General features: G+C 36.7%; 21 protein-coding genes and 1 tRNA gene. 8 read left to right on the forward strand and 14 right to left on the reverse strand.

Features of this window, described 5'->3' with window-relative positions; translation table 11 throughout:
• The first annotated feature begins 50 nt into the window (after positions 1-50).
• Positions 51-212 carry a hypothetical protein gene (locus BCL90_RS25710; protein WP_166792104.1) on the forward strand — a complete coding sequence of 54 codons (162 nt, stop codon included), beginning with the start codon at positions 51-53 and terminating at the stop codon, positions 210-212.
• Positions 209-1,768: a recombinase family protein gene (locus BCL90_RS11685; RefSeq protein ID WP_121284147.1), complete on the forward strand. Its 1,560-nt coding sequence runs from the start codon at positions 209-211 to the stop codon at positions 1,766-1,768. Before BCL90_RS25710 ends, BCL90_RS11685 begins: the two co-directional genes overlap by 4 nt.
• Here BCL90_RS11685 and BCL90_RS11690 read toward each other — a convergent pair.
• Positions 1,731-1,807 (reverse strand) — tRNA-Asn (locus tag BCL90_RS11690). The genes BCL90_RS11685 and BCL90_RS11690 overlap by 38 nt on opposite strands.
• A gap of 145 nt (positions 1,808-1,952) precedes the next feature.
• Here BCL90_RS11690 and BCL90_RS11695 point away from each other — a divergent pair.
• A complete protein-coding gene (locus BCL90_RS11695; RefSeq protein WP_121284148.1) occupies positions 1,953-2,873 on the forward strand; it encodes a PfkB family carbohydrate kinase in 921 nt (306 codons plus the stop codon).
• 113 nt (positions 2,874-2,986) lie between these two features.
• Here the strand turns inward: BCL90_RS11695 and BCL90_RS11700 are convergent, their stop codons facing one another.
• The 3 genes from BCL90_RS11700 to BCL90_RS11710 form a co-directional block, all read right to left on the reverse strand.
• Positions 2,987-3,229 carry a cytochrome b5 domain-containing protein gene (locus BCL90_RS11700; RefSeq protein WP_121284149.1) on the reverse strand — a complete coding sequence of 81 codons (243 nt, stop codon included), beginning with the start codon at positions 3,227-3,229 and terminating at the stop codon, positions 2,987-2,989.
• Between the two features lie 471 nt (positions 3,230-3,700).
• Positions 3,701-4,390 carry a lycopene cyclase domain-containing protein gene (locus tag BCL90_RS11705; protein WP_121284150.1) on the reverse strand — a complete coding sequence of 230 codons (690 nt, stop codon included), beginning with the start codon at positions 4,388-4,390 and terminating at the stop codon, positions 3,701-3,703.
• A 1-nt stretch (position 4,391) separates the two neighbouring features.
• Positions 4,392-4,922: a hypothetical protein gene (locus BCL90_RS11710; RefSeq protein ID WP_121284151.1), complete on the reverse strand. Its 531-nt coding sequence runs from the start codon at positions 4,920-4,922 to the stop codon at positions 4,392-4,394.
• Positions 4,923-5,270: 348 nt separating this feature from the next.
• Between BCL90_RS11710 and BCL90_RS11715 the strand changes: the two genes are divergently transcribed.
• The gene (locus tag BCL90_RS11715; protein WP_121284152.1) at positions 5,271-5,573 is read left to right on the forward strand and encodes a GIY-YIG nuclease family protein; all 303 of its coding nucleotides are present in this window, start codon (positions 5,271-5,273) and stop codon (positions 5,571-5,573) included.
• Between the two features lie 351 nt (positions 5,574-5,924).
• Positions 5,925-7,406, forward strand: coding sequence for a phytoene desaturase family protein (locus tag BCL90_RS11720; protein ID WP_121284153.1), 1,482 nt, complete (start codon positions 5,925-5,927; stop codon positions 7,404-7,406).
• Between the two features lie 453 nt (positions 7,407-7,859).
• Here the strand turns inward: BCL90_RS11720 and BCL90_RS11730 are convergent, their stop codons facing one another.
• The 10 genes from BCL90_RS11730 to BCL90_RS11780 all read right to left on the reverse strand — a co-directional run bounded on the left by BCL90_RS11730 (position 7,860) and on the right by BCL90_RS11780 (position 19,013).
• Positions 7,860-8,390 (reverse strand): RNA polymerase sigma factor, encoded by a 531-nt coding sequence (locus tag BCL90_RS11730; RefSeq protein ID WP_121284155.1) that lies wholly within the window; start codon positions 8,388-8,390, stop codon positions 7,860-7,862.
• Between the two features lie 120 nt (positions 8,391-8,510).
• Positions 8,511-9,527 (reverse strand): UDP-N-acetylmuramate dehydrogenase, encoded by a 1,017-nt coding sequence (gene murB / locus BCL90_RS11735; RefSeq protein WP_121284156.1) that lies wholly within the window; start codon positions 9,525-9,527, stop codon positions 8,511-8,513.
• A 41-nt stretch (positions 9,528-9,568) separates the two neighbouring features.
• Positions 9,569-9,793, reverse strand: coding sequence for a hypothetical protein (locus BCL90_RS11740; protein ID WP_121284157.1), 225 nt, complete (start codon positions 9,791-9,793; stop codon positions 9,569-9,571).
• A gap of 301 nt (positions 9,794-10,094) precedes the next feature.
• The gene (locus tag BCL90_RS11745; protein WP_121284158.1) at positions 10,095-10,766 is read right to left on the reverse strand and encodes a hypothetical protein; all 672 of its coding nucleotides are present in this window, start codon (positions 10,764-10,766) and stop codon (positions 10,095-10,097) included.
• A gap of 99 nt (positions 10,767-10,865) precedes the next feature.
• Entirely contained in the window at positions 10,866-12,149 is a 1,284-nt protein-coding gene (locus BCL90_RS11750; protein ID WP_121284159.1) for an HlyD family secretion protein, read from the reverse strand.
• Positions 12,150-12,158: 9 nt separating this feature from the next.
• A complete protein-coding gene (locus tag BCL90_RS11755) occupies positions 12,159-14,345 on the reverse strand; it encodes a peptidase domain-containing ABC transporter (protein WP_121284160.1) in 2,187 nt (728 codons plus the stop codon).
• Between the two features lie 6 nt (positions 14,346-14,351).
• Positions 14,352-15,839, reverse strand: coding sequence for a thioredoxin-like domain-containing protein (locus tag BCL90_RS11760; RefSeq protein ID WP_121284161.1), 1,488 nt, complete (start codon positions 15,837-15,839; stop codon positions 14,352-14,354).
• 61 nt (positions 15,840-15,900) lie between these two features.
• Positions 15,901-16,119, reverse strand: coding sequence for a hypothetical protein (locus BCL90_RS11765; RefSeq protein WP_121284162.1), 219 nt, complete (start codon positions 16,117-16,119; stop codon positions 15,901-15,903).
• Positions 16,120-16,778: 659 nt separating this feature from the next.
• Positions 16,779-18,365 (reverse strand): thioredoxin domain-containing protein, encoded by a 1,587-nt coding sequence (locus tag BCL90_RS11775; RefSeq protein WP_166792103.1) that lies wholly within the window; start codon positions 18,363-18,365, stop codon positions 16,779-16,781.
• Positions 18,366-18,599: 234 nt separating this feature from the next.
• On the reverse strand, positions 18,600-19,013 hold the full coding sequence (locus BCL90_RS11780; protein WP_394341705.1) for a sterol desaturase family protein: 414 nt from the start codon (positions 19,011-19,013) through the stop codon (positions 18,600-18,602).
• A 193-nt stretch (positions 19,014-19,206) separates the two neighbouring features.
• Between BCL90_RS11780 and BCL90_RS11785 the strand changes: the two genes are divergently transcribed.
• The 3 genes from BCL90_RS11785 to BCL90_RS11795 all read left to right on the forward strand — a co-directional run bounded on the left by BCL90_RS11785 (position 19,207) and on the right by BCL90_RS11795 (position 22,316).
• The gene (locus BCL90_RS11785; RefSeq protein WP_121284165.1) at positions 19,207-19,818 is read left to right on the forward strand and encodes a TetR/AcrR family transcriptional regulator; all 612 of its coding nucleotides are present in this window, start codon (positions 19,207-19,209) and stop codon (positions 19,816-19,818) included.
• Between the two features lie 87 nt (positions 19,819-19,905).
• On the forward strand, positions 19,906-21,246 hold the full coding sequence (locus tag BCL90_RS11790; protein WP_121284166.1) for a TolC family protein: 1,341 nt from the start codon (positions 19,906-19,908) through the stop codon (positions 21,244-21,246).
• A 2-nt stretch (positions 21,247-21,248) separates the two neighbouring features.
• Positions 21,249-22,316 (forward strand): efflux RND transporter periplasmic adaptor subunit, encoded by a 1,068-nt coding sequence (locus tag BCL90_RS11795; RefSeq protein WP_121284167.1) that lies wholly within the window; start codon positions 21,249-21,251, stop codon positions 22,314-22,316.
• Positions 22,317-22,367 lie beyond the last annotated feature (51 nt).

A 22,367-nucleotide genomic window follows, 5' to 3' on the forward strand; every position in this document is an offset into this window, starting at 1 on the left:
GTCAAATAATTATTGTGAATAGTTTCATAATTGCATTTAAACAAATGCTTATGAAAACAGACAACGATATAATTAGAAGCTTAACCCCTGAAAAAGTTATAGAGGATCTCGATAAAAGAGGGATAACAATATCGAAAAAAGATGCTGAAAAATATTTGGATTTGTTGTATTTTTTAAGTAAATTGATTGTAAATCAGAACTTTATAAAATGAAAACAGCAGATTTATATATCAGGGTAAGTACAGACGAGCAAGCTGACAAAGGATATTCACAACGTAGCCAAGAAGAGGTGTTACGCAAATATTGTGACCTCAATAAAATTGAGGTTAGAAAGGTTATATATGAGGATCATTCTGCTAAGACATTTATGCGTCCTAGATGGACTGAATTAATTGAAAACCTTAAAAGGCTCAGGAATAAAATCGATCTAATATTGTTTACTAAGTGGGATCGGTTTAGCCGAAATGCGCCAGATGCTTACCAGATGATTGCAATACTCAAAAAGCTGGGTGTAGAGCCACAAGCTATTGAGCAACCTTTAGATATGTCAGTGCCGGAAAATAAAATGATGCTGGCCATTTATTTAACTACGCCTGAAATAGAGAATGACCGAAGGGCTCTAAATACCCTATATGGAATGAGAAGGGCAAAGAAAGAAGGAAGATGGACAGGTAGAGCCCCAGTTGGTTACCGGAATCGTTGTTCACCGGATGGAAAAAACAAGTATATAGAACCAAATAATGATCAGGCTCGTATCATGAAATGGGCATTTCATGAATTAGCTGAGGCGAAATATTCAACTGAGCAAGTATTTAAGAGAGCAAAAGCATTAGGATTGGCTTGCAATAAAAATAATTTCTTGGTAGCAATCAGAAATCCAATATACTGCGGATTAATCCCAATTCCTGCTTATGGGGATGAGAAGGCATTTGTAGCTAAAGGACAACACAAGGGTATAATATCCCAAGAATTGTTTTACGATGTGCAGGACATTTTAAATGGAAAGAAGAAAGCTATCAAAACTACTATTATGTCGAAAAGCATGTTACCGCTGAAAGGCTTTATTGACTGCTCGAATTGTACAAGGACATTATGTGCAAGTGCTTCAAAAGGCCGTAATAACTATTATTACTATTATCATTGTTCGTCCTCATGTGGTTATAGAAAGAAAGCAGAAGAAGTTAACGAGCTTTTTCTCACTGAACTTCAAAACTACGTTTTAAGACAAGAGTCAGTAGGACACTTTAAAACCGCAATACTTGACAGCTTTATAAGTTTGACTGGAAGTGATAAGGATAGTAAAACATCATATATAAAACAGATCACTGAACAAAACAATAGGATCACAAAAGCACGAGAGTTATTGCTTGCAGGGGATATAGATGGTATAGATTATAAAACAATCAAGGTAGAAGCGGAAAAGACAATCATGCGGTTGGAAGCCAAGCTTACAGAGATACCATCAAATACTATGTCAATAAATCAAGTGGAAGAAGTGTTAGACAGGGCAATTGATAAACTTACAAAGTTAGACGTAATATATTGGAAATCAGACATTAAAGTTCAGCGAGAAATAATTGGTTCGATGTTCCCCGAAAAAGTCACATTTGAACAACTGCAACATCGAACCGCTAAGGTAGACTTTCTATTCCAGATTATATACCTGATTAACAGCCAATTAGGCGTTAAAAAAGAAAGGGCAAACGAGAATTTCTTCTGTTTGCCCTCTATGGCTCCCTCTGCTGGGCTCGAACCAGCGACCCTCTGATTAACAGTCAGATGCTCTAACCAGCTGAGCTAAGAAGGAGTGCTGGTTGTTTCCTAAAACGAGGTTATCTATACCTTACAGCACATATACCCTTGTTCGTTTTGGGAATGCAATATTAGGGCTTTTAAATTATTTATGCAATATTTGCAGTGAAAAATTTTAAAAAAAAAATTAATACATATATATGAGCCTGATAATCATAGGTACTGTAGCTTTTGATGCTATTGAAACTCCCTTCGGAAAAACAGATAAAATTGTTGGTGGTGCTGCAACGTACGCAAGTTTAGCCGCTTCTTACTTTTATAATAAAGCAAAAATTGTGGCTGTAGTGGGGGATGACTTTCATCAATCAGACATCGACAACTTCACCAAACACGGTATTGATACCGAAGGACTACAGATTAAAGCAGGTGAAAAATCATTTTTCTGGTCAGGCAAATACCATAACGACATGAACAGCCGTGATACTTTAATTACGGAATTGAATGTATTGGAAAATTTCGACCCGGTTATCCCGGAGAGTTATCAGGACTGCGAATACCTGATGTTAGGTAACCTAACCCCACAAGTGCAGCAAACGGTAATTAAACGCCTTAAAAACCGCCCGAAATTAATCGTAATGGACACCATGAACTTTTGGATGGATATTATGATGGATGATTTATTGGAAACCATTAAAATGGTAGATGTATTAACCATTAATGATGCCGAAGCACGTCAGTTATCGGGCGAATATTCATTGGTAAAAGCAGCGAAGAAAATCCTTACAATGGGTCCAAAATATTTGATCATTAAAAAAGGTGAGCATGGCGCATTGCTATTCCATGAAGATCAGATTTTCTCAGCCCCAGCCTTGCCTTTGGCAGAAGTATTTGATCCTACAGGTGCTGGCGATACCTTCGCAGGAGGTTTTATCGGTTATTTGGCTAAAGTGGGTACAATTAACTTCAATAACATGAAAAATGCAATCATTTATGGTTCTGCACTGGCTTCTTTCTGTGTAGAGAAATTTGGAACAGAAAAGTTATTGAATTTAACCGATGAAGAAGTTGCAGCGAGAATTCAGGAATTTGTAAACTTAAGTGCCTTCACCATAGAAGTTTAATATAAATAATTGTCATCCTGAGCCTGTCGAAAGACTTTACACGAGCTGTTTCGACAGGCTCAACATGACATATCTTAATTCTAATTTTATCGTTAATTCTACCCTGACAAAAATCAACTTAGTGTAGCCAATATTGCTATCGGAACAAACTTTTCAAAAACAGCTTCGGTGTGCGGTGCATCGGGCAGTTCGTCAGTCAAATCCTGTCCGGCCCAGTGCTCATAATGTTTACCGTTCCGCCACAGCCTGCTATTGGTCATATCGTAGATCAAACCTTTATAAGCCACCCAGATCTGAGGTTTATCCTGTCCGTTGCGTAAAGCGAGTTGCTGTTTGGTATAGCTGGGTAAATCCATTTAAATTAATTTCGGGTTGAAGATAATCAAAAAGGTTTTTAAGCATATAAGATTATGTTTTCTTTAATGTCTTATATGGTTAATTAGCTATTATTTTTTAATGCAAAAGGTCAATGCAAAGTTCTCAGTCTGAGCGGAGTCGAAGACCGATATCCCGGTATTTCAATTTATTATTCTTATTTGAAGCACAAAGCCTGTACAAAAGCCCCAGGTTTCCTCCCGTTTTACGCTTATACGCTTCGCTGCCTCGTACCTCGTTGCTGCAGGGTATCGCTTTAACCGGGGCTATTGGACCAAAACAGCATTTCATTTTCGGGGTTGCAGGGTGCAGAAACCATTGTTAATAAACCCGATCCGATAGCTTATCGGATGCAATGAATCCCGACGTTAAGTCGGGAGTAATGTAAGCGGGACTGAACCCCGCCAAGCGCTACTGCACATTTGTTTTCCAAAAAAATAAACAATTTTCTTTTACGCCTGGCTTTTACCACCCTTGCTTTTAAAAACTTCGTACAGGTAGATATTCATCAGCAACAGCCCCATTAAATAAAAATGATCTTCGAAAGGAATGGTACCCACTCTAAAACCAAGGTTTTGCTTATCGTTGTACATCACCACAGGTATAGAAGTTAAAAACCCATTTACAATATAGAAAGGAATAAGTGAAACCAGGTAAGCCCTATAGAACTTGTACATAAACCGAAAATCGACATTCACATACTCCACATAAGCCAGTACTATAAATAAAAAGCCAAAATTGATCAGCGTGTACCACCTGTTATAACCAAAAAACAAAATGGCCACACAAAGCCCCAGAAACAGATTACTTAACGCGAGGCTATACTTCTGCAGGTCGTTTTTTGGAAAATAGGCATTCAAACACTCATAAATAAACACACAGGCATAAGGAACCGTTAAAAAGAATAGAATCTCTTCTAAAGGTAACCCCAAAAGGTTTACCCCAATAAGATAATCGGGATTAAAAGACCATACCGCAAGCTTGGTAAACAGGATATCCCAAATTAAAAATATAATACCAGTAAGCAATATTGCAGGAAATACAAACTTCCATTTGCTAAAAAAATGCACTTTTTTATCGAATGATAAAACCAGTGGAAAAAAAATTACGGCAATATTAATAAGTAGATAAATATACTTCATTCTAAAGGTGTTTGGTCAAAAGTTTAACTTCAGCAGAACTGCATTTTTTACTGTCGATCATAAATTTAGCTACGTTTTTAACCAGTTCACGATCGGCAAGACCAAAGTTTTCATTTTGATAATGTTTAACGATCTCTTTTTTATCCTGAACCAAATCTTTACTGAAACCGAGAAAGGAAGGGGTATAAAATTCAATTGAAAACCGCATAAAACGGATCTCCAGATTTTCCTTGTCCATGTCTATAGCTTTTTGCATTGTTTTTAACGATTGGCTTACATACTTGATCTTGTTGTATGGATTCCAGGAATGTTTGGCTTTAAGCGCTTCCAGAGTTCCTGTGTAGCCAGTTATCAGGGCTGTTTTATTGGGAAGTTTGTTCAAACTGGCAAATAAAGAGTCGGTTAGCTTTGAGTTTTCCACCGCTTTAACCATATTAATTTTTAATATCGCAATTTCTTTAGTGGATAACTGAGCGTAAGTAATATGGCTTACTGCAAAGAGCAGTAAAAATATAATGCGTATTTTAATCATGGTTATGGACAAAGGTAAGAAAAGCTAAGCGCTTTTGCTTCTACTGTGATCCTGCGGCACAGTGAAGGATCCATAGCGGATGAAATACCGCACCCTAACGATCGATCTAATCAAGCTCCCATTAAAGATTACTTTTAATAAAAGAAAGATTCTTCACTGCGTTTAGAATGACAATTATTTATCCTCACTGTTATCCTGAAGGCAGCGAAGGATCTACAACCGATGAAACACAGCACCTAAACGATCGATCAATAAAGGTTACATAAAGATTACTACTACAAAAGAAAGATTCTTCACTGCGTTCAGAATGACAAAGTAATTTTTAAGAAAAAATATTTATTTTTAATAATGAATCATAATTACTCCGTCTACATCTTAACTAATAAGAATAAAACTGTAGTTTATACTGGAGTAACAAATGACCTAGAGGTAAGGCTGAGGCAACACGAGGAGAACAAAGAAAATAAGTTCGCTTTTACTTATAAATATAATTGCCACTACTTAGTTTATTTTGAGAGATTTGAACACATTGAACATGCTATTGAACGTGAAAAAGAAATAAAAGGCTGGACAAGAGCAAAAAAGAATGCATTAATTGAGTTACAAAATAAAAATTGGGTTTTTCTTAATGATGAAATCGTCGAAGAATAGCGTATGTTAACAAACCCCTTTTTTTACTGTCATCCTGAGCGTAGCGAAGGATCTTTAACCGAAGAAATACAGTACCCAAACGATCGATCGAATCAAGTTCCCATAAGATTATTTCTAACAAAAGAAAGATTCTTCACTGCGTTCAGAATGACAAAGTAATTTTCTTCACTGTTATCCTGAGCGCAGTGAAGGATCTAAAACCTATGGAACACAACACCTAAACTATCGATCTAATCAAGCTCCCTTAAAGATTACTTTTAATAAAAGAAAGATTCTTCACTGCGTTCAGAATGACAAAACAGAATGACAAAAAACCAAAACAAAACGCAATAAAATTCCTTTATTTACATCATGGAGAAAAAACCCACGGTTACTATTATAGGTGCCGGTTTTGCAGGCCTGGCTGCGGCAGCTTTATTGGCCAAAGATGGTTGTGATGTTACTGTTATCGAAAAAAACGAAATGGCCGGTGGCAGGGCCAGAACCTGGCAAAAAGACGGCTTTCTTTTCGATATGGGTCCGAGCTGGTATTGGATGCCGGATGTTTTCGAAAACTACTACCAGATCTTTGATAAAACAGCGGCCGATTTTTATGAACTGAAAAGACTAAGTCCTTCTTACCGCATTTATTTTGGCAAAAATGACACTATTGATGTTCCAGCAACATTAGATGACCTATATGCTTTATTTGAAAAACTAGAGCCCAGCAGCAGCGACAACCTAAAACATTTCCTCGATCAGGCGAAGTATAAATACGATGTAGGCATGAACGAATATGTTTTCAAACCCTCGCATAGTGTAATGGAATATTTCGACCCACGTTTAGCTGTTAGCGGAATCAAACTACAGCTTTTGGGCAATATGCGCAAGCACGTACACCAGTTGTTCAAAAACGAGCGTTTAAGGAAACTGTTAGAATTCCCAGTTCTATTTTTAGGTGCTACACCACAAAACACACCCGCATTATATAGCCTGATGAACTATGCCGATCTGGTATTAGGTACCTGGTACCCTATGGGCGGCATGCACAAAATTGTAACCGCCATGCAGCAAATTGCAGAAAGCGAAGGGGTGAAATTTATTTTCGATACAGAAGTAACCAAAATTGAAGTAAAAAACAACCTTGCAGAATACGTAATTACGGATAAAGGAAACTTTAAAAGCGATTTCGTGGTAGGTAATGCAGATTATCAGCACATCGATCAACATCTTTTTGATCAACCTTACCGTAACTACAGTAAAAAATATTGGGATGAGAGAACAATGGCACCTTCCTGTCTATTATTCTATATCGGCCTAAATAAAAAACTAGACAATATATTACACCATAACTTATTCTTCGACGAGAATTTTGATCAACATGCTGCAGAAATCTATACTGATCCACAATGGCCAACAAAACCATTGTTTTATGCCTGCTGTCCGTCGGTTACCGATCCCGGCGTAGCGCCAGAGGGTTGCGAAAACCTTTTCTTTTTGGTTCCGCTTGCACCTGATTTGGAAGATAGCGAAAGCAAGAGGGAAGAATATTTTAATTTATTGTTAAACCGCTTCAAAAATTTAACTGGAAACGATATTAATGGTAACATTCTGTTTAAACGGAGTTACGCCATGAACGATTTTATTGAAGATTACCATGCTTTTAAAGGAAATGCGTATGGATTAGCAAACACTTTGAAACAGACTGCTTTCTTAAAACCCAAAATGAAAAGTAAGGTAACAAATTTTTTATACACCGGACAATTAACCGTTCCTGGCCCCGGAGTGCCACCTGCAATCATATCCGGGCAAGTGGTAGCAAAAGAAATAAAAAAAAAGTTAAAAAAAGCTTGACAAATTTAAAATTTCCCTTATCTTTATAACCACAAAACAAAAACACTGCAATAAAGCTTCAAAACACATAATTGTTCGGGGTTTTCATTTGTTTCGAAATAAGAGAGAAGGCGAATTGTTGAAAGAAAAAATAAGAATCAACTAACCAAATATATGATAAGCAAAAAGGCCTGGATTTTCCAGGCCTTTTGCTTTTTAGGATGTTTTGGAAAACTTTGCTCAAAAGTTCAGGCTTCATTACTGAGTTTCAAATTTATTGCAACACTTCCTATACCTGTCAGTTCGAGCGAAGTGTAACGCAGTCGAGAGCCAAGAAAGTGCTCAGCGAAATTAAACCTGCCAGGATAGATCTCTCCATTCCGCTGCGCTTCAGTCGAGATGACGTTTCTTTTTGGAGGGATAACAAAAAAGGCCCAGATAAATCTGAGCCCCTAGTTTTTCAATAGATGTATCTTAAACCAATTCTACACTGGCAATTTCTTTTGAGTAAGTTTTAAGGTACTTTTTTAATATACCCCTTGCTACGTGTATGCGTGTTTTAACTGTTCCAATTGGAATTTCTAACATATCTGCAATTTCATGGTATTTATAACCTTCAAAATAGCGGATAAACGGCACATAATATTCTTCAGGTAATTGAGATAATGCTTTATCAATATCACCTAAAACAAATTTACTTTCTGCCTGGTTTTTGGTTGCACTATATGAGAGGTTTGCAGAAGAAATATCCTCGCTCTGCGTAATTAAAGTATTTGTTTTAACCAATCGGCGATAGTTGTTAATGAAAGTATTTTTCATGATCGTAAACAACCAGCCTTTTAAATTCGTCCCCTCTTTAAACTTATTGTAATAAGTGATTGCTTTCAGCATCGTATCCTGAACCAAATCATTTGCGTCTTCTGCGTCTTTCGTAAAATTTAAAGCATAAGATCTAAGTGATACCGAGTGATGATTAACCAGATGATTGAATTCAAATTTTGTCATGATATTTAGCTTTAGGTAACAAATGAATTATTGTCCATTCACTTTAACCCAAACAAACTTAATACCAAACTTTTCTGGCACGGTACCAAAAGCGTATAACCACATATTGGCAAGCTTTCGTCACAGAATATTTACTTCTCTTTCTAAAGTGACTCCAAAAGTAGACTTAACACTGTCTATTATTTGTTCAGAAAAATTATACACTTCTGTGCCAGTTGCGTGGGCATGATTAACTAAAACCAAAGCCTGGTTTTTCCAGGTACCTGTTTGCCCAACTACTTTACCCTTCCAGCCACACTGCTCAATTAACCAGCCTGCCGCCAGTTTAATTTTATCATCAGCTGTAGGATAATGCACCACATCGGGGTGTTTAGCCACAATATCTGCAAATTCATGCTTTTCGATCACCGGATTTTTGAAGAAACTGCCAGCGTTACCAATTGTTGATGGATCGGGCAGTTTACTCACACGGATATGCGATACAGCAGATGAAACATCTGCAATATCCGGGTTTTCGATTCCCCTGTTCAGCAGTTCGGTTTCAATTGCACCGTAAGACGTATTTATTTTTGCTTCGGCCGACAAACGAAAAATAACAGATGTAATAATATACTGCCCCTTCAGCTCTCCTTTGAAAATACTTTCACGATAACCGAAATGGCAATCTGCATAGCCGAAGGTTTTCATTTTCCCGGTTTTAATTTCAAATGCCGTGCAACTTTCGAAAACGTCTTTCAACTCTACGCCATAAGCACCAATATTCTGTATGGGCGAAGCACCCACTGTACCTGGAATCAGGCTTAAATTTTCTACCCCCGCAAAATGATGTTCAACACAATAGTTTACAAAATCGTTCCAAACCTCACCTGCACCAGCAGTTACCAAAACTTTTTCATCAATAACTTTAGATTGGATGCCCTTGATGCTGATTTTAATTACTAAACCATCGTAATCCTTTGTAAATAACACATTGCTACCTCCGCCTATCACTAACAGCCGCTGAGATTTTACAAGCTCGTTTTTAAATAAACTAACCAGATCTGCTTCAGAGGATATCTCAGCAAAATAACTGGCCTTAACATCTATACCAAATGAGTTATATGGTTTTAGAGAAATATTTTCCTGAATTTGAAGCATATTGATTTTGTGTTATGCTGCAAAAGTAGAATAAAAAATAATTAAGGAACGATTTTGGTAATCCCCTTATCAAAATTAAAGCTTAAAATTCCAGACCTATCTCCTTCTACAGCTACACCAGAAAGTTTCCAGCCAATAAATTCTGGTTTGGTTTTAGCAAGCTCCAACAAATGATATCGCTCTTTGGTTAATCTGGCACTGATTAATCCTACGCTATCGGATTCTGCCTGACTTAAGTGTTCGATCTCACTCTCTAATTGAGCCAAAGTTGCATCCAGCTCATTTCCTTTTTTAATACAATCAGCATAAGCCGCAGGTGAAATATTATAGAGGCTATCGAGCTTTGCACTGTCGAAATTGAGTTTTTGATCGCTGTCTTTATACCTGGCTTCTACCAGGGCAATGGCATGCTCCTGATCTGTTTTTGGTGTCCTACGGCATGATATAATAACAACAAATAATAAAAAAAACAGCAGTAATAGATTTTTTTCATGACAAAAGTTTCATATACTAGCACAAGCACCTTGCCAAGAATAATTACTGATTAACTCGTCATCATCTCAATCATTATTTTTTCCCCTCATCGATTTTTTTCTTAACTGCTTTTCCTTCTTTACTGTTTTTTAAACGACTTGAGAGTGCCCCGTATAATTGCATTGGCGAACTGAAATCAAAATCCTTTATAAAACCAGGGATATTGGCAAAAAGTATAAAGTTATCCAATTCGGAAAGTGCTACAGGTGAATCAGCATTTTTCTTAATAAAGCTTAAAAACTTTTTATCTCTAAGGGCCTGCGTGGCATCTTTTGATTGTTGAAGATAAATTCCGCCACCTATTATTTTTGCTGACTGCAGATTATAAGGATTTTCGATATCCAGTTTGACATCTTCAAGATAAATCGACTTCAGATTTGCACTAGCCCCCACAAACCACACCTTTTGTTTAATTTTTGATTTCACGTCATTCAGGGTAATGTCTCCACGTTCGTCAAGAAAAATGAAACCTTTTCTTAAGAGCCCTCCTTCTAAGTTGCATGTTGCCGGAATTTTAAACTGATTACCTTCCATTGGCATGACCAAAAACAGATCGGGTTTTCCTACAACCAGCGTTTCGCTTACCAGATAAACAAATTTTGCGTTTTTGGGCTTTTGAACCAGCCCTTCAACCGTAAATTTGATGGTTTGTGCCTGTAATGAGCCTACAAAAAGCAGTACGAAGCAAAAGATAAGTTTTCTCATAGTTTATATTTATAACATTAAATATAAAAACTAACAATATAGTTATTCAGCATCTTTGCCTCAAAATATTTTTATTATGCCAGATGCAATTAAGAATTCTTACTGGCTGTGCATCATTTTGGTTATGTTTCTAAAAAAACGCTGTAACAACGAGCTTTCTTCTGTAACAATTTCGGCATCAGCGAGCATGCCATTTTTAAGTACAATTTTCCGGTTTGGATCTTTATTTTCGAACTGTTCAAAACTTACTTTGGCAATAAAAACACTATCTCTGTAAGCAACATCCGAGATAAAAGTTAAACGTCCTCTAATCATGCCATATTGTTCGAAAGGATAACTTTTTAATTTTACAAGCGTACGTTCTCCTTTACGGATTTTACCCATGTTGTATTGTGGAATCTGTATTTCGCCAAAAAAATTGGTATTACCCGGGTTTACAATAAATACTTCCTGATTGGCTGCAATGTTTTGATTTTGCTGAACAATTCCGGCAAAGCTCAGTTTTCCGGCAACTGGTGCTCTTAAAATATATTGAAGTATCCATGCATCACTTTCATTTATACATTGATTAAGTGCTTGCAGAAATTTAGCCTGCTCTTCTGAAATGGTATGTTTTAGGTCGAGCAATTCCTTTTCCTTAGCACTAAAACTACTCGTATTATTCAATAGCGATGTTTCAGTTTGCTGTAATGGGTATTTTGCCGCAAGGTATTTGTTTTCCTGCTGAGTAAATTCACTCCTCGAGATTACCTTATTTTTATACAACTTCTGGTAAGCCTTATACTCTTCTTCCTGATTGGTATATTCCTGTTGCTGAACCTTTCTTTGCTCGATAATTTGTGTTTTTAAAGTGTTAATATCTTTTAAGTCATTTTCGAGAAAGGCCATTTTGTTTAGATAATATCCATTCCTTAAGGTAGATTGATATTGCAGGTATTGCTGGTAAAAAGTTTGATAAGTACCCTGCAACTCTCCGAGGCTGAAACCTGTAGGCAAACCAGATGTAGCGAGTTCATTTTTCAGTACCCGGCCTCTTAACTGCTTTAACTCCCTGTTTATTTTTATGATGTCGTCAGGGTTCGCCGTGCTCTCAAAATAAGCCAGCGATTGGTTCTCCGTCACCATCTGTCCATCTTTCACCAACAAAGCAGTAAGTTTCCCATTCTGTTTGGCCAGCACTGGCTTTGGCGAATTTAAACTATTTACCTTTAAACCTGTTTTAACAATATCAGGATACTCTATTAGTGCCGAAAGCATTACAATAGTGCCTAATATTATAAAAATTAAGGTAATACCCCATCTTAAAATCCAGGAGGGTACAGCTGTGATAATTTCCTGAACTTCTTCACTATTTATTTCGAGATCTATCCTTTCTTGTGGCATCTGCTATAATTAATTACCCAATTCTAATTGATTTTTTACCAATTCATAATACTCACCCTTTTGTTTAGTTAACGCTGCGTGGGTACCTTGCTCTATAATCCTGCCCTTATCCAAAACAACAATATTATCGGCATTTTTAACCGTACTTAACCTGTGCGCAACCACCACAACTGTTCTTCCTTTAAAAAAGCTCTCCAGATTTTCCATAATTACTTTTTCGTTATTGGCATCGAGCGCATTTGTTGCTTCATCAAAGAAAATGTACTCAGGGTTTTTATAAACCGAACGGGCAATCAATATACGTTGCCGCTGTCCCTGGCTTATTCCATTACCCTCTGCACCGATTTTAGTATTTAATCCCAAAGGGAGACTTTCAATAAATTCGGTAATATTTGCCACCTGCATGGCGTGTTTCAATTTTGTCATGTTGGGATACTCATCTCCAACTGCAATATTTTTTGCGATGCTATCTGAAAAAATAAACCCATCCTGCATTACTACGCCACACAAGCCGCGCCAATACCGATAGCTGATCTGGTTCAAATAACCACTACCAACCCTAATTTCTCCTCTTTGCGGCTCATAAAAACGCAATAACAGCTTTAATATCGTGGTTTTTCCACTACCACTCATACCAACAATGGCCGTGGTTTTTCCTTCCGGAATATATAAATTGATATTCGAAAGTACAGGTTCATTACCTGCACCCGGATAAGTAAACGATAGATTATGCAGCCCAATACTCTTATCGAAAGGAAGTTCTTTAGTAAAAGATTTGTTTAAAGGTTCTTCATCTTCGAGTTCGCGGATTTCGTTTAAGCGCTCAAGAGATATTTTTGCATCCTGCAATTGCTGTATAAAACCTAACAACTGTTCTATAGGACTATTAAGCTGCCCAATAATGTATTGAACGGCCATCATTGCCCCTAAGGTTAATTGACCATCAATAACCGATTTTGCAACCAAAAAAGTAATCAGGATATTTTTGCCTTCATTAATGAAGAATGTGCCTGCCTGCTGGTATTGCCCCAGTGCCAGGCTTTTTACATTAAACCTGAAAAGATTTGCCTGTATCCGTTCCCATTCCCATCTTTTTTGCTGCTCGCAATTGTTCAATTTAATTTCCTGCATGCCGGTAATCAATTGTACAACTGCGCTTTGGTTTTGCGAAGAAATATCAAATCGTTTAAAATCAAGTTCGCGTCTTTTTTTAAGGAAGAATATTATCCACAAGCTGTACAATACAGTACTTACTACAAAAATAATGAATATGGTTACATTGTAATATGCTAATACGATTGCAAAAATGACCAGGTTAACCATTGAGAAGATTACATTTAAGGTAGAGCCGGTCAAAAAAGTTTCGATCCGCTTCTGATCATTCATACGTTGCATAATATCTCCTGTCATCTTGGTATCGAAATACGACATCGGAAGTTTCATCAATTTAATGAGGAAATCGGTTAAGATGGAAATATTGATCCTTGTACTGATGTGCAATAAAATCCACGAACGGATAAACTCTACACTCATCCGCCCTACAATAAGCATGGTTTGTGCTATCAGTATAATATATATGAAATTAAGATTTCGGGTATTAATCCCTATATCCACAACAGATTGGGTGAGAAAAGGCAAAATCAATTGAAGAAGACTCCCTACGCCCAATCCGACAAACAACTGCACCACCAGAGATTTATACTGATAGAGATACTTTAACAGGTATGAAAAATCCATTCCACGAACCTTATCTCCCTCCATACTGTAAAAATCAGGGCTGGGCGACAGCATTAAAACCACACCCTCACGTTCTTTTTCTTCAACCGTACTTACCCAGTTCGAAAGAAATTCCTGTTCGGTATACACCATCAGGTGTTTAGCCGGATCTGCTATATAATATTTATTTTTCTTAATTTTATACAACACAACAAAGTGATTTTGATTCCAGTGCAAAATCACCGGCAGATCTGTTTCTTTGAGCTGATCCACGCTTACCTTAGCCCCCGTGGTTCTGAAACCAATTTTTTCAGCAGCTTCACTAATACCTAAAAGGGATACCCCCTCTTTATTGATTCCGGAAATTTCGCGTAACTTTTGCAGACTGAAATTTTTACCATGGTATTTGGCAATCATTCGCAAACACGAAGGACCACAGTCCATGATGTCTGGTTGTTTATAAAATGGGAAAACTTTCAACTCCTATTATTTGATATAATTGTTTATTAACTTCTTGATTTCTTCACTTGACGGCCCCGGAGCATTTTTATTGATTATTACACCGTTTTTACCGTAAAGCATATATCTTGGTATTGTGCTTAATGCAATTTGCTTTAAAAATTTAGAGTTGTATTGATTTAATATTTGGTAATTATTATATGCTAAACCTTCTATACCAGAAGCCTCTTCCCATTTAAGCCTGTCTTTATCAATTGATAAATATAAAAAGAGAACTGGCTTATTTTCAAACTCCTTTTTCAAACTTAACGATTTTGGCATCGCCTCTCTGCAGGGTGCGCACCAGCTTGCCCAAAAATCTATATACACAACTTTATCTTTTGCCTCATTTAAAACCTGGCGCAGTGTTGTTTCTTTACCATTAACCCCATATAAAACAAGATCTTCAATTGCCTGCATTTTATCGTTAATAATTCCTGATAATTTTTGTTTAAGGCTGGCATCTAATTTTAAATCCTTGTAAAGGTTATTAAAATCGGTGTATCGTTTTTTAATTTCAACAGTCGATTCGTCATACTCCATCATTTTTTCAAGACTTAAATACCTTGCATATTTCAACAAATCGCCTTGCAGAAATTTTGGTGCATAATCATAAGCCTCTTTAAAATTTATATATTCTTTCGATCTGGAATAGTCTGCTTTCTGAACAATTACTTTTCTTTTTAAAAAAGGAATTAATATTTTATTGCAGTATGGGTTATTTATCAGATCGTTATTAATAAACGTTCTGGAGTTCAAGCTATCTGCAACACTTTTTGAGTTTGAAAGATTAAACAATAGGGATAATTTTTCATAATAATCGGCATTGGTTTTATATTTTAAAAATGTAATTAAGGGTTGAGGATGATCAGCTGAATTACTTATAGTTTTTATCTTATACATGTAATCCTGGTAGAGCATAGCGCGCAGTTGCGAAAATTCGGCATTTTTAGCAACAAATGCAGGTCTGTTTACCTTAAGCGGATAGGTTTGAAATTTTGAAAATTCGCTGTAGCCTTTTAAGGCTGGCAATTTTGTATTAATTGAATAAAACAGCCTGCTTAACGAATCTATTTTAAAATTATTGGATTTTCTTAAAGCATCAGCACTAAAAAAATTATCTAACTGATGCGGATTAACATTCGCTGCCTGGATTGAAGCCGCGGTTGCGTGAATTTTAACAGTGTCGTTACTGGCAATAAGAACGGTATCGGCATAAGCATCTTTATGACTAAAGTATGCATACAAATAACCGTTAATTTTTAACCTTAGGGTATCATTTTTTTTATGAGATATGATCTCATTATTTTGCAGGTTATGATAGTATTGCTCTGTACGGATTAATACCGAATTGTTTGTTTCGTTGTTGATAATGAAAGTAACATTACTTCCCTTTTTCTCTTCCTGAGATTTACAAGCATTACTCAATAGCAAAATCAGATTTAAAACGAAAAGCAACTGCTTAGAAAATTTCATGGATTGATTGGTTTAAAATGGAAAAAACTGGCCGGAAGAAAAACTTCCGGCCAATCCTTTTTTAAAAAGGGCAACTTGCGCAGCAGTATCCTGAAGCGTAACTGCCATCAGAATATGTTGTACCGTCGTTATAAGCACCCTGGGCATCGCCTACAGAAAAATCTCTGTAAGACCATCCTCTGAAAGAGCCATCACTGTTTCTAATTGCGATTCTACAATCTGCTACTCCACCAACAAGCTGTTTCATTTCAGCTTTGCTAAGTAAATTCACCTTTTTCATGTTCAAAAGTTTAAATTTGTTTTTTTAAGTTCTTTGTTGCCTTTCACGCAAGGCAACTTAAGCGATGCCAATTACGTTGACATTCGTTTTTGGGGCAGTTTCGTTGCAACCGTGCTGCCCCTTTTTGTACAAATACTTTCGAAATATCTATTAATGCCATTTACAGGCAACTAACCATTAATTATCATTCAAAGTCAAACCAGGTGTTTAAACCGCCGTTTGATCATCACATAAATAAGTTGACACACACTGCCCGGTACATTGTCCGCCGCAGGGAGCACTAGCATCCCATGTTGCCGGATCGTATGGTTGTTGGGTTCCCCATACCAGAGACTGGCCAGGATTATTATTTGGATAATAATAGCCAGCAATACATACTGCGTGCTAAAAAGTTCCATTAGATGCATTGCACATTTCACCACCTCCTGGTACACCGCCACCCAATACATTTTTCATCTCAGCTTTGCTGAGTAAGTTTAGTTTCTTCATTTTAAGGACAGTTTAGTTTTGTTGTTTTAGACTTATAAATCTTCACGCAGACTTACATAAGCGAAATGCATTTAATAACTGCATTCTGGTTATCAAACAGCTTTACTGCAGTTCTGCTGTCTGTTTTGCAAAAGTTTATATAATTAAAAATTCAGTTGTTTTTAAAACAATTACGAAAGCAAATACTTAATATCTTCTAATCTGTAGGGATCGGGCAGCTTATATCCATTAATTAAGATGGTTGGTGTAAAGGCAATTTCTGCCATCTTACACCAGGCCTTGTGTTTTTCTGTTACGCCTGCTACCTCATCATTTATCTCAACAGGATATTGATCTGCCCAGTTTTCGTATTTTTTATTGGTTTGATTGTACCATGCATTTAAAGCTTTTTCTGTTTGCTGCTGATCATTCTTCAAACTCAGGGCTGTTATATGTCTGGCCATTTTAGTCCCCGAATCATGATCATGATCTGCAGTACTAAAAATAACTTTTAAATGAATGTCTTCTCGGTTTTGTAACCACTCTTCTATCGTTTTGTGTGCTTTGCTACATGGTCCACAAAATGGATTACTAACCATTGTGATCACAGTTTCTGCTTCGGCATTTCCTATTAAAATAGGCAAAAGCTCATCACTTACAGCATAACGCGGCTGGTTGGTTAAAGCCTGTTTAAACAAATCGTTATTGTATTTAAACTTTTTAAGCTGGTATTGTACGGGCTTTAATTGGGCAGATGCTAAAAAAACGGGTTTAAGAAATGACCATATCACAATTGGTGAAAGGAAACAGATTATTAAAAGCGCAAGATTAAAAAATGAAAAAGCGATGTTTAAAGTTAAATGGCCTGAATTAAGATTTGTTAAAAGCTCGAGCCAAAGCAATGCCTGCACAGCACAACAAAGTACACACCAGTTTTTACTTTTATACTGATAGGAAATTGAATAAACAGTATAAGGAATTGCCAATACATTAAGCCAGGCTAAAACGACAATGCTGATAGGATTTACCAATAGCAATAAAAACGAACCCGCAAAATAAAAAAAGCCCACCTCGCTCCAGCTTAACCATGAGTTAACTTTTGCCGCATCGGATTTCAAAATGGTGTTGCAGTTATTTTTTCCGCCAAGGCTGCAAAGATTCTGGATAAATGGATTATTGGAGTTTATACTCTGCACCAACAACAGCGTACTAATGGTCAAACCAGCCAGTTTAATCAGCAACAAAATGGCCTGCGACCAAACAGCTGATTGCTGATAGAGGATGAGGCCAAGAATTCCTAAAAAAAGGATCAGACCTACAGGTAAAGCAAGATCCTGCAAAAAGAACCTGAATTTGTTTTGGATGTAGTCTTTTTCTCCACTGTTTTCGGAAAGTTCGGCATGCAGCGCAATACCATCCCAGCGATTTAAAAATTCAGGCTCAGGCATATTCGCTTCCTTATTTTCTTCATCAGAAAAACGAACAGTACCATTTTCAATCTGCTTTATTAAAACGAAACGCCCACCTTTTTCAGAAAAATGAGCCACAAAAGGGAATAACAGATCGTTTACATCATAATCTTCCCTTAATATTCGGTAAGCCTGATTTTCGATATTCCAGCTTGTTAAACAATCACTTAAAGCTGACAAACTTGGATTATCAGGATGATCTGACAGGCAAGTTTCGACGGTTTTTTGAGTTACATTTGCCCTTAAGCTTTTAATTAAGGAAAAAATAACGCTGTCTAAATTTGATCTGAAATGATTAAGCAATTTCATGAGACGATAACATATTATATAGCAATGTAAATACATTTATCAAAAAAAACAATACTTAATCATATTTTTTTTATAAAAAATCTATAATCATACTAAAAAATAAGTATACACAAAATGTATTATAAATACACAAATACCTGATCATTTCATAAATACATAAATAAAAGGAATAGTGCTAAAATAAGATGATGAGATCTATTTATCAAACAACTTTGGGGTTAATATTGAATAGATTTAGTTTTTTAATAAACTCTTTCTCAAAAACAACAATCCAAAAGCCTTCCCTTTTTCCTTCCCCCTGTTTTTATGATGGATTTTATGCGCCTTCCGGACAGCCTGCAAATAAGCATTATTACTTTTAAAGGTTTTAAAACGACGGTGCACAAACCAATCGTGCACTACAAAATAAATCATCCCATACAAAGTAATGCCTAAACCCACAAAAAACCGGTAGCCAAAGCCCTCCCGATCGGCGTACATTAAATACAAGGATACTCCGGCAAATAACACCGCAAACAGATCGTTCCATTCAAAAAATGATTTTGCCTTTTGATGATGGCTTTTATGCATAAACCATAGTGGCCCATGGAATAAATACTTGTGTATAAACCACGACAGACACTCCATGAAAATAATGGTAAATAGCACTATAAGGATATTGATGAATACAGACAAATTTTCTAAATGATTGGTTTGTAAAGATATATAAACAGTCAAAGATGCAAAATTATGTCATAAAACTGTAAGCTTAATGCCGTTTTTAAAAACATTTCATGACAAATCATTTTTTAGCACTATTTTTGACTAAAATATTAAAAAAGTCAGAAAGTAGAAAAGTAAAATGATTGTAGCCGATAAAAAGAGAGAGCAAATTATTGATGGTGCTATAAAACGCTTTATCCATTTTGGTATTGGTAAAACCACGATGAATGATATTGCCGAAGATCTATCCGTATCCAAACCATCTCTTTATTATTATTTTCCGGATAAAAAGCATTTAATCGTGGGAGTGATTGAAAGAGTCTTTAACGATTTCTTTGAATTGATTAAGAAGAAATACAACCCTGATTTACCTGTCCAGGAAATTCTTTTTAACACCATTGATGTGCGGAACACATTTTTCCAAAAATATTACATGCTCCGCATTACAGAGGGCATTCCGGATTTATTGAACGATGAGGTGATTAAAGGCAAACTGCATTCACTAAAAGAATCGGAAAAGGAATTTTTCGCAGAGATTTTTAGCCAGGCTAAATCAAAAGGAGAAATTGAGCATGATGACACAGCGCATGTTGCCGAATTATACCTGGAAAGTTTGATGGGCCTTTGTACCATGTGTATTATGGAAACCGGCAAGGATCTTTTCCCAGAAAAAAAAGCATTAAATAAAATGACGTTAAAGCAAAAAAACCTGACAACCATATTTATAAGAGGTTTAAGGTGTGTAGACTAAAAGCGTGACGTTAGCATCAATAAACAGCCTAAAATTAACAAGGCTGAAAAAACAGAGAAGAACCCAAAAACAAAAAAACAATACATTATGCTTAGAGTAAAAATGGTAAAATTAATGCTCATACTTATTATCGGCTCGGCTTTACCGCAGCTGGTAGTTGCTCAGCAGCAAGTTACCTTAAAAGATGCGCTCACCTTTGCGCTCCAAAACAATAACAGAGTTCGGAAAGCGAAACTGGACATTGAGGGAGGAAGATACAAGGTTGAGGAAGTAAGGGCACAGGCCCTGCCTCAAATAACAGGAAATGTTGGCTTAACCTATAATCCTATTATTGGCCAATTGGTTGCTAATTTCGGCGGACAGACACAGGCGATCAAATTAGGTCAGAACTGGAATTCGACCGCTGGCGTTCAACTTTCGCAGCAATTGTTTAACCAGCAGGTTTTTACCGGTCTGCAGGCTGCACGTTCAAGCGAGGAATATTATAATCTTAATTCGCAATTAACCGAAGAACAGATTATCGAACTGGTGGCCAACAATTATTACCAGGTTTTGGTAAACAGGCAACAGCTCAACGTAATCGATACCAACATTAAAAATGTTAACATTGTAGAGAAAATTGTTTCAAACCAGTATAAAAACGGTTTGGCAAGAAAAATTGATGTAGACAGGATTAATGTTAATTTAACCAACCTGAACACCCAACGCGAGCAGGTAATCAATGCAATTACCCAACTGGAAAACCAATTGAAATTTTCGATGGGAATGCCGGTGGCAACGCAGATTAATCTTCCTGCTACCGAGTTAACTGAAGTAACAACTTTACCTGTATTTACAGACTCTATAGATCTGGCAAACAGAACTGAGGTTAAACTTTTAAACAACCAGGATAAACTCTTATCGCTCCAGAGAAAAGCTTACGTTGCCGAATACTATCCTTCGCTGGCTTTAACCGGAAACTATACCTATTCAAGTCAAAGTGATAGTTTCGATTTCTTAAAATCGAATGCAGCTGCAATTGGATACGGGGCATCAGCGGTTGGTTTAACCTTAAGAGTACCGATTTTTAATGGCTTTTTAACCCGTTCAAAAATCCGCCAGGCAGATGTTGATATAAAAAAGGCCAAAGAAGACAGAAGAGAATCTGTAAATGCCTTGAACCTGGCTTACGAAAATGCTAAAATCCAATTAAAGAACAATATAAACACGATTAAAGCACAGCGTAAAAATGCCGATTTAGCTCAGGAAATTTACAAAAGCACACAAAACAATTATAACAACGGCTTAGCTTCTTTAACTGATTTACTGGATACTGAAAATGCACTTACCTCGGCACAAAACAGCTATACACAGGCTTTATTAAATTACAAAATAGCCGAAATACAATTAATCAAATCAAACGGAAATATTAAATCGCTAGTACAATAGAAATGAAAAGAGTAATTACCATAATCATCGTAGTTGTTGTTGCCCTTGGTGCAATAGCTTATGTTTTAAGCAACAATAAAAAGAAGAACGAAGAAAAAACTGCTTTCATTGCTAAAGGCGGTGGTGCGGTTGCCGTTCGTGTTGCTCAGGTAGAGCGTAAAGCTGTAAATTTAGATTTTAGTGCAAACGGAACCTTTATCCCTAAACAAGAACTTAACTTTTTATCAGAAAATGCTGGTCGTGTTAAGGCTATTTATGTAGATGAAGGCGACCGCGTAAGCAAGGGGCAGGTTTTGGCCCGCGTTGATGCTGAAATCATCAATACAGATAGGGAAACTGCTGAAGCGAACTACCAGAATGCAGTAAGAGATGAGGCCAGATACCAAAGCTCGTTCTCAACTGGCGGCGTTACACAACAACAGTTAGATCAGGCTAAATTGGCCACGAGAAATGCAAAATTGCGTTTACAGGCTTCGCAAAGAAGACTAAGTGATGCAAACATTAAATCGCCAATTAACGGCATTGTAAACAAAAGATACATCGAAGTTGGTGCTTTTGTAAACACACAGGGTACACAATTATTCGAATTGGTTGATGTTTCCAAATTAAAGCTGAAAGTAAATGTTAACGAATCGCAGGTTGCCAACCTTAAAATCGGCGATCAGATCGAGATCAAATCTTCGGTTTTCCCAACAGATAACTTCTCCGGAAAGGTAACTTTCATTGCTGCTAAAGCTGATGCAACTTTAAATTTCCCTATTGAAATTGAAGTAGAGAACAGCCACAAAAACACTTTAAAAGCCGGTATGTACGGAACTGCAATATTTAAGTTTCCTAAACAAGCGCCTAGCATCCTTATTCCACGCACCTCATTTGTAGGTAGTGTAAGCAGCAATCAGGTTTTCGTATTGGATAAAGCCAACAATACTGCTAAAACCCGTAATGTTGTAGCAGGCCGTATTTTAGGAGATAATGTTGAGATTCTTGATGGCTTAAAAGAAGGTGAGACCGTAATTATCAGCGGTCAGATTAATTTAGCTGAAGGTACTGCAGTAAGTATCGTAAAATAAGTTAGAGGGATTTTTCGGCTTTTAAAACGCGACACGCCAATCGCAAAACGC

Origin of the sequence: Pedobacter alluvionis, from assembly GCF_003664035.1 — a bacterium.
Classification (GTDB): Bacteria; Bacteroidota; Bacteroidia; order Sphingobacteriales; family Sphingobacteriaceae; genus Pedobacter; species Pedobacter alluvionis.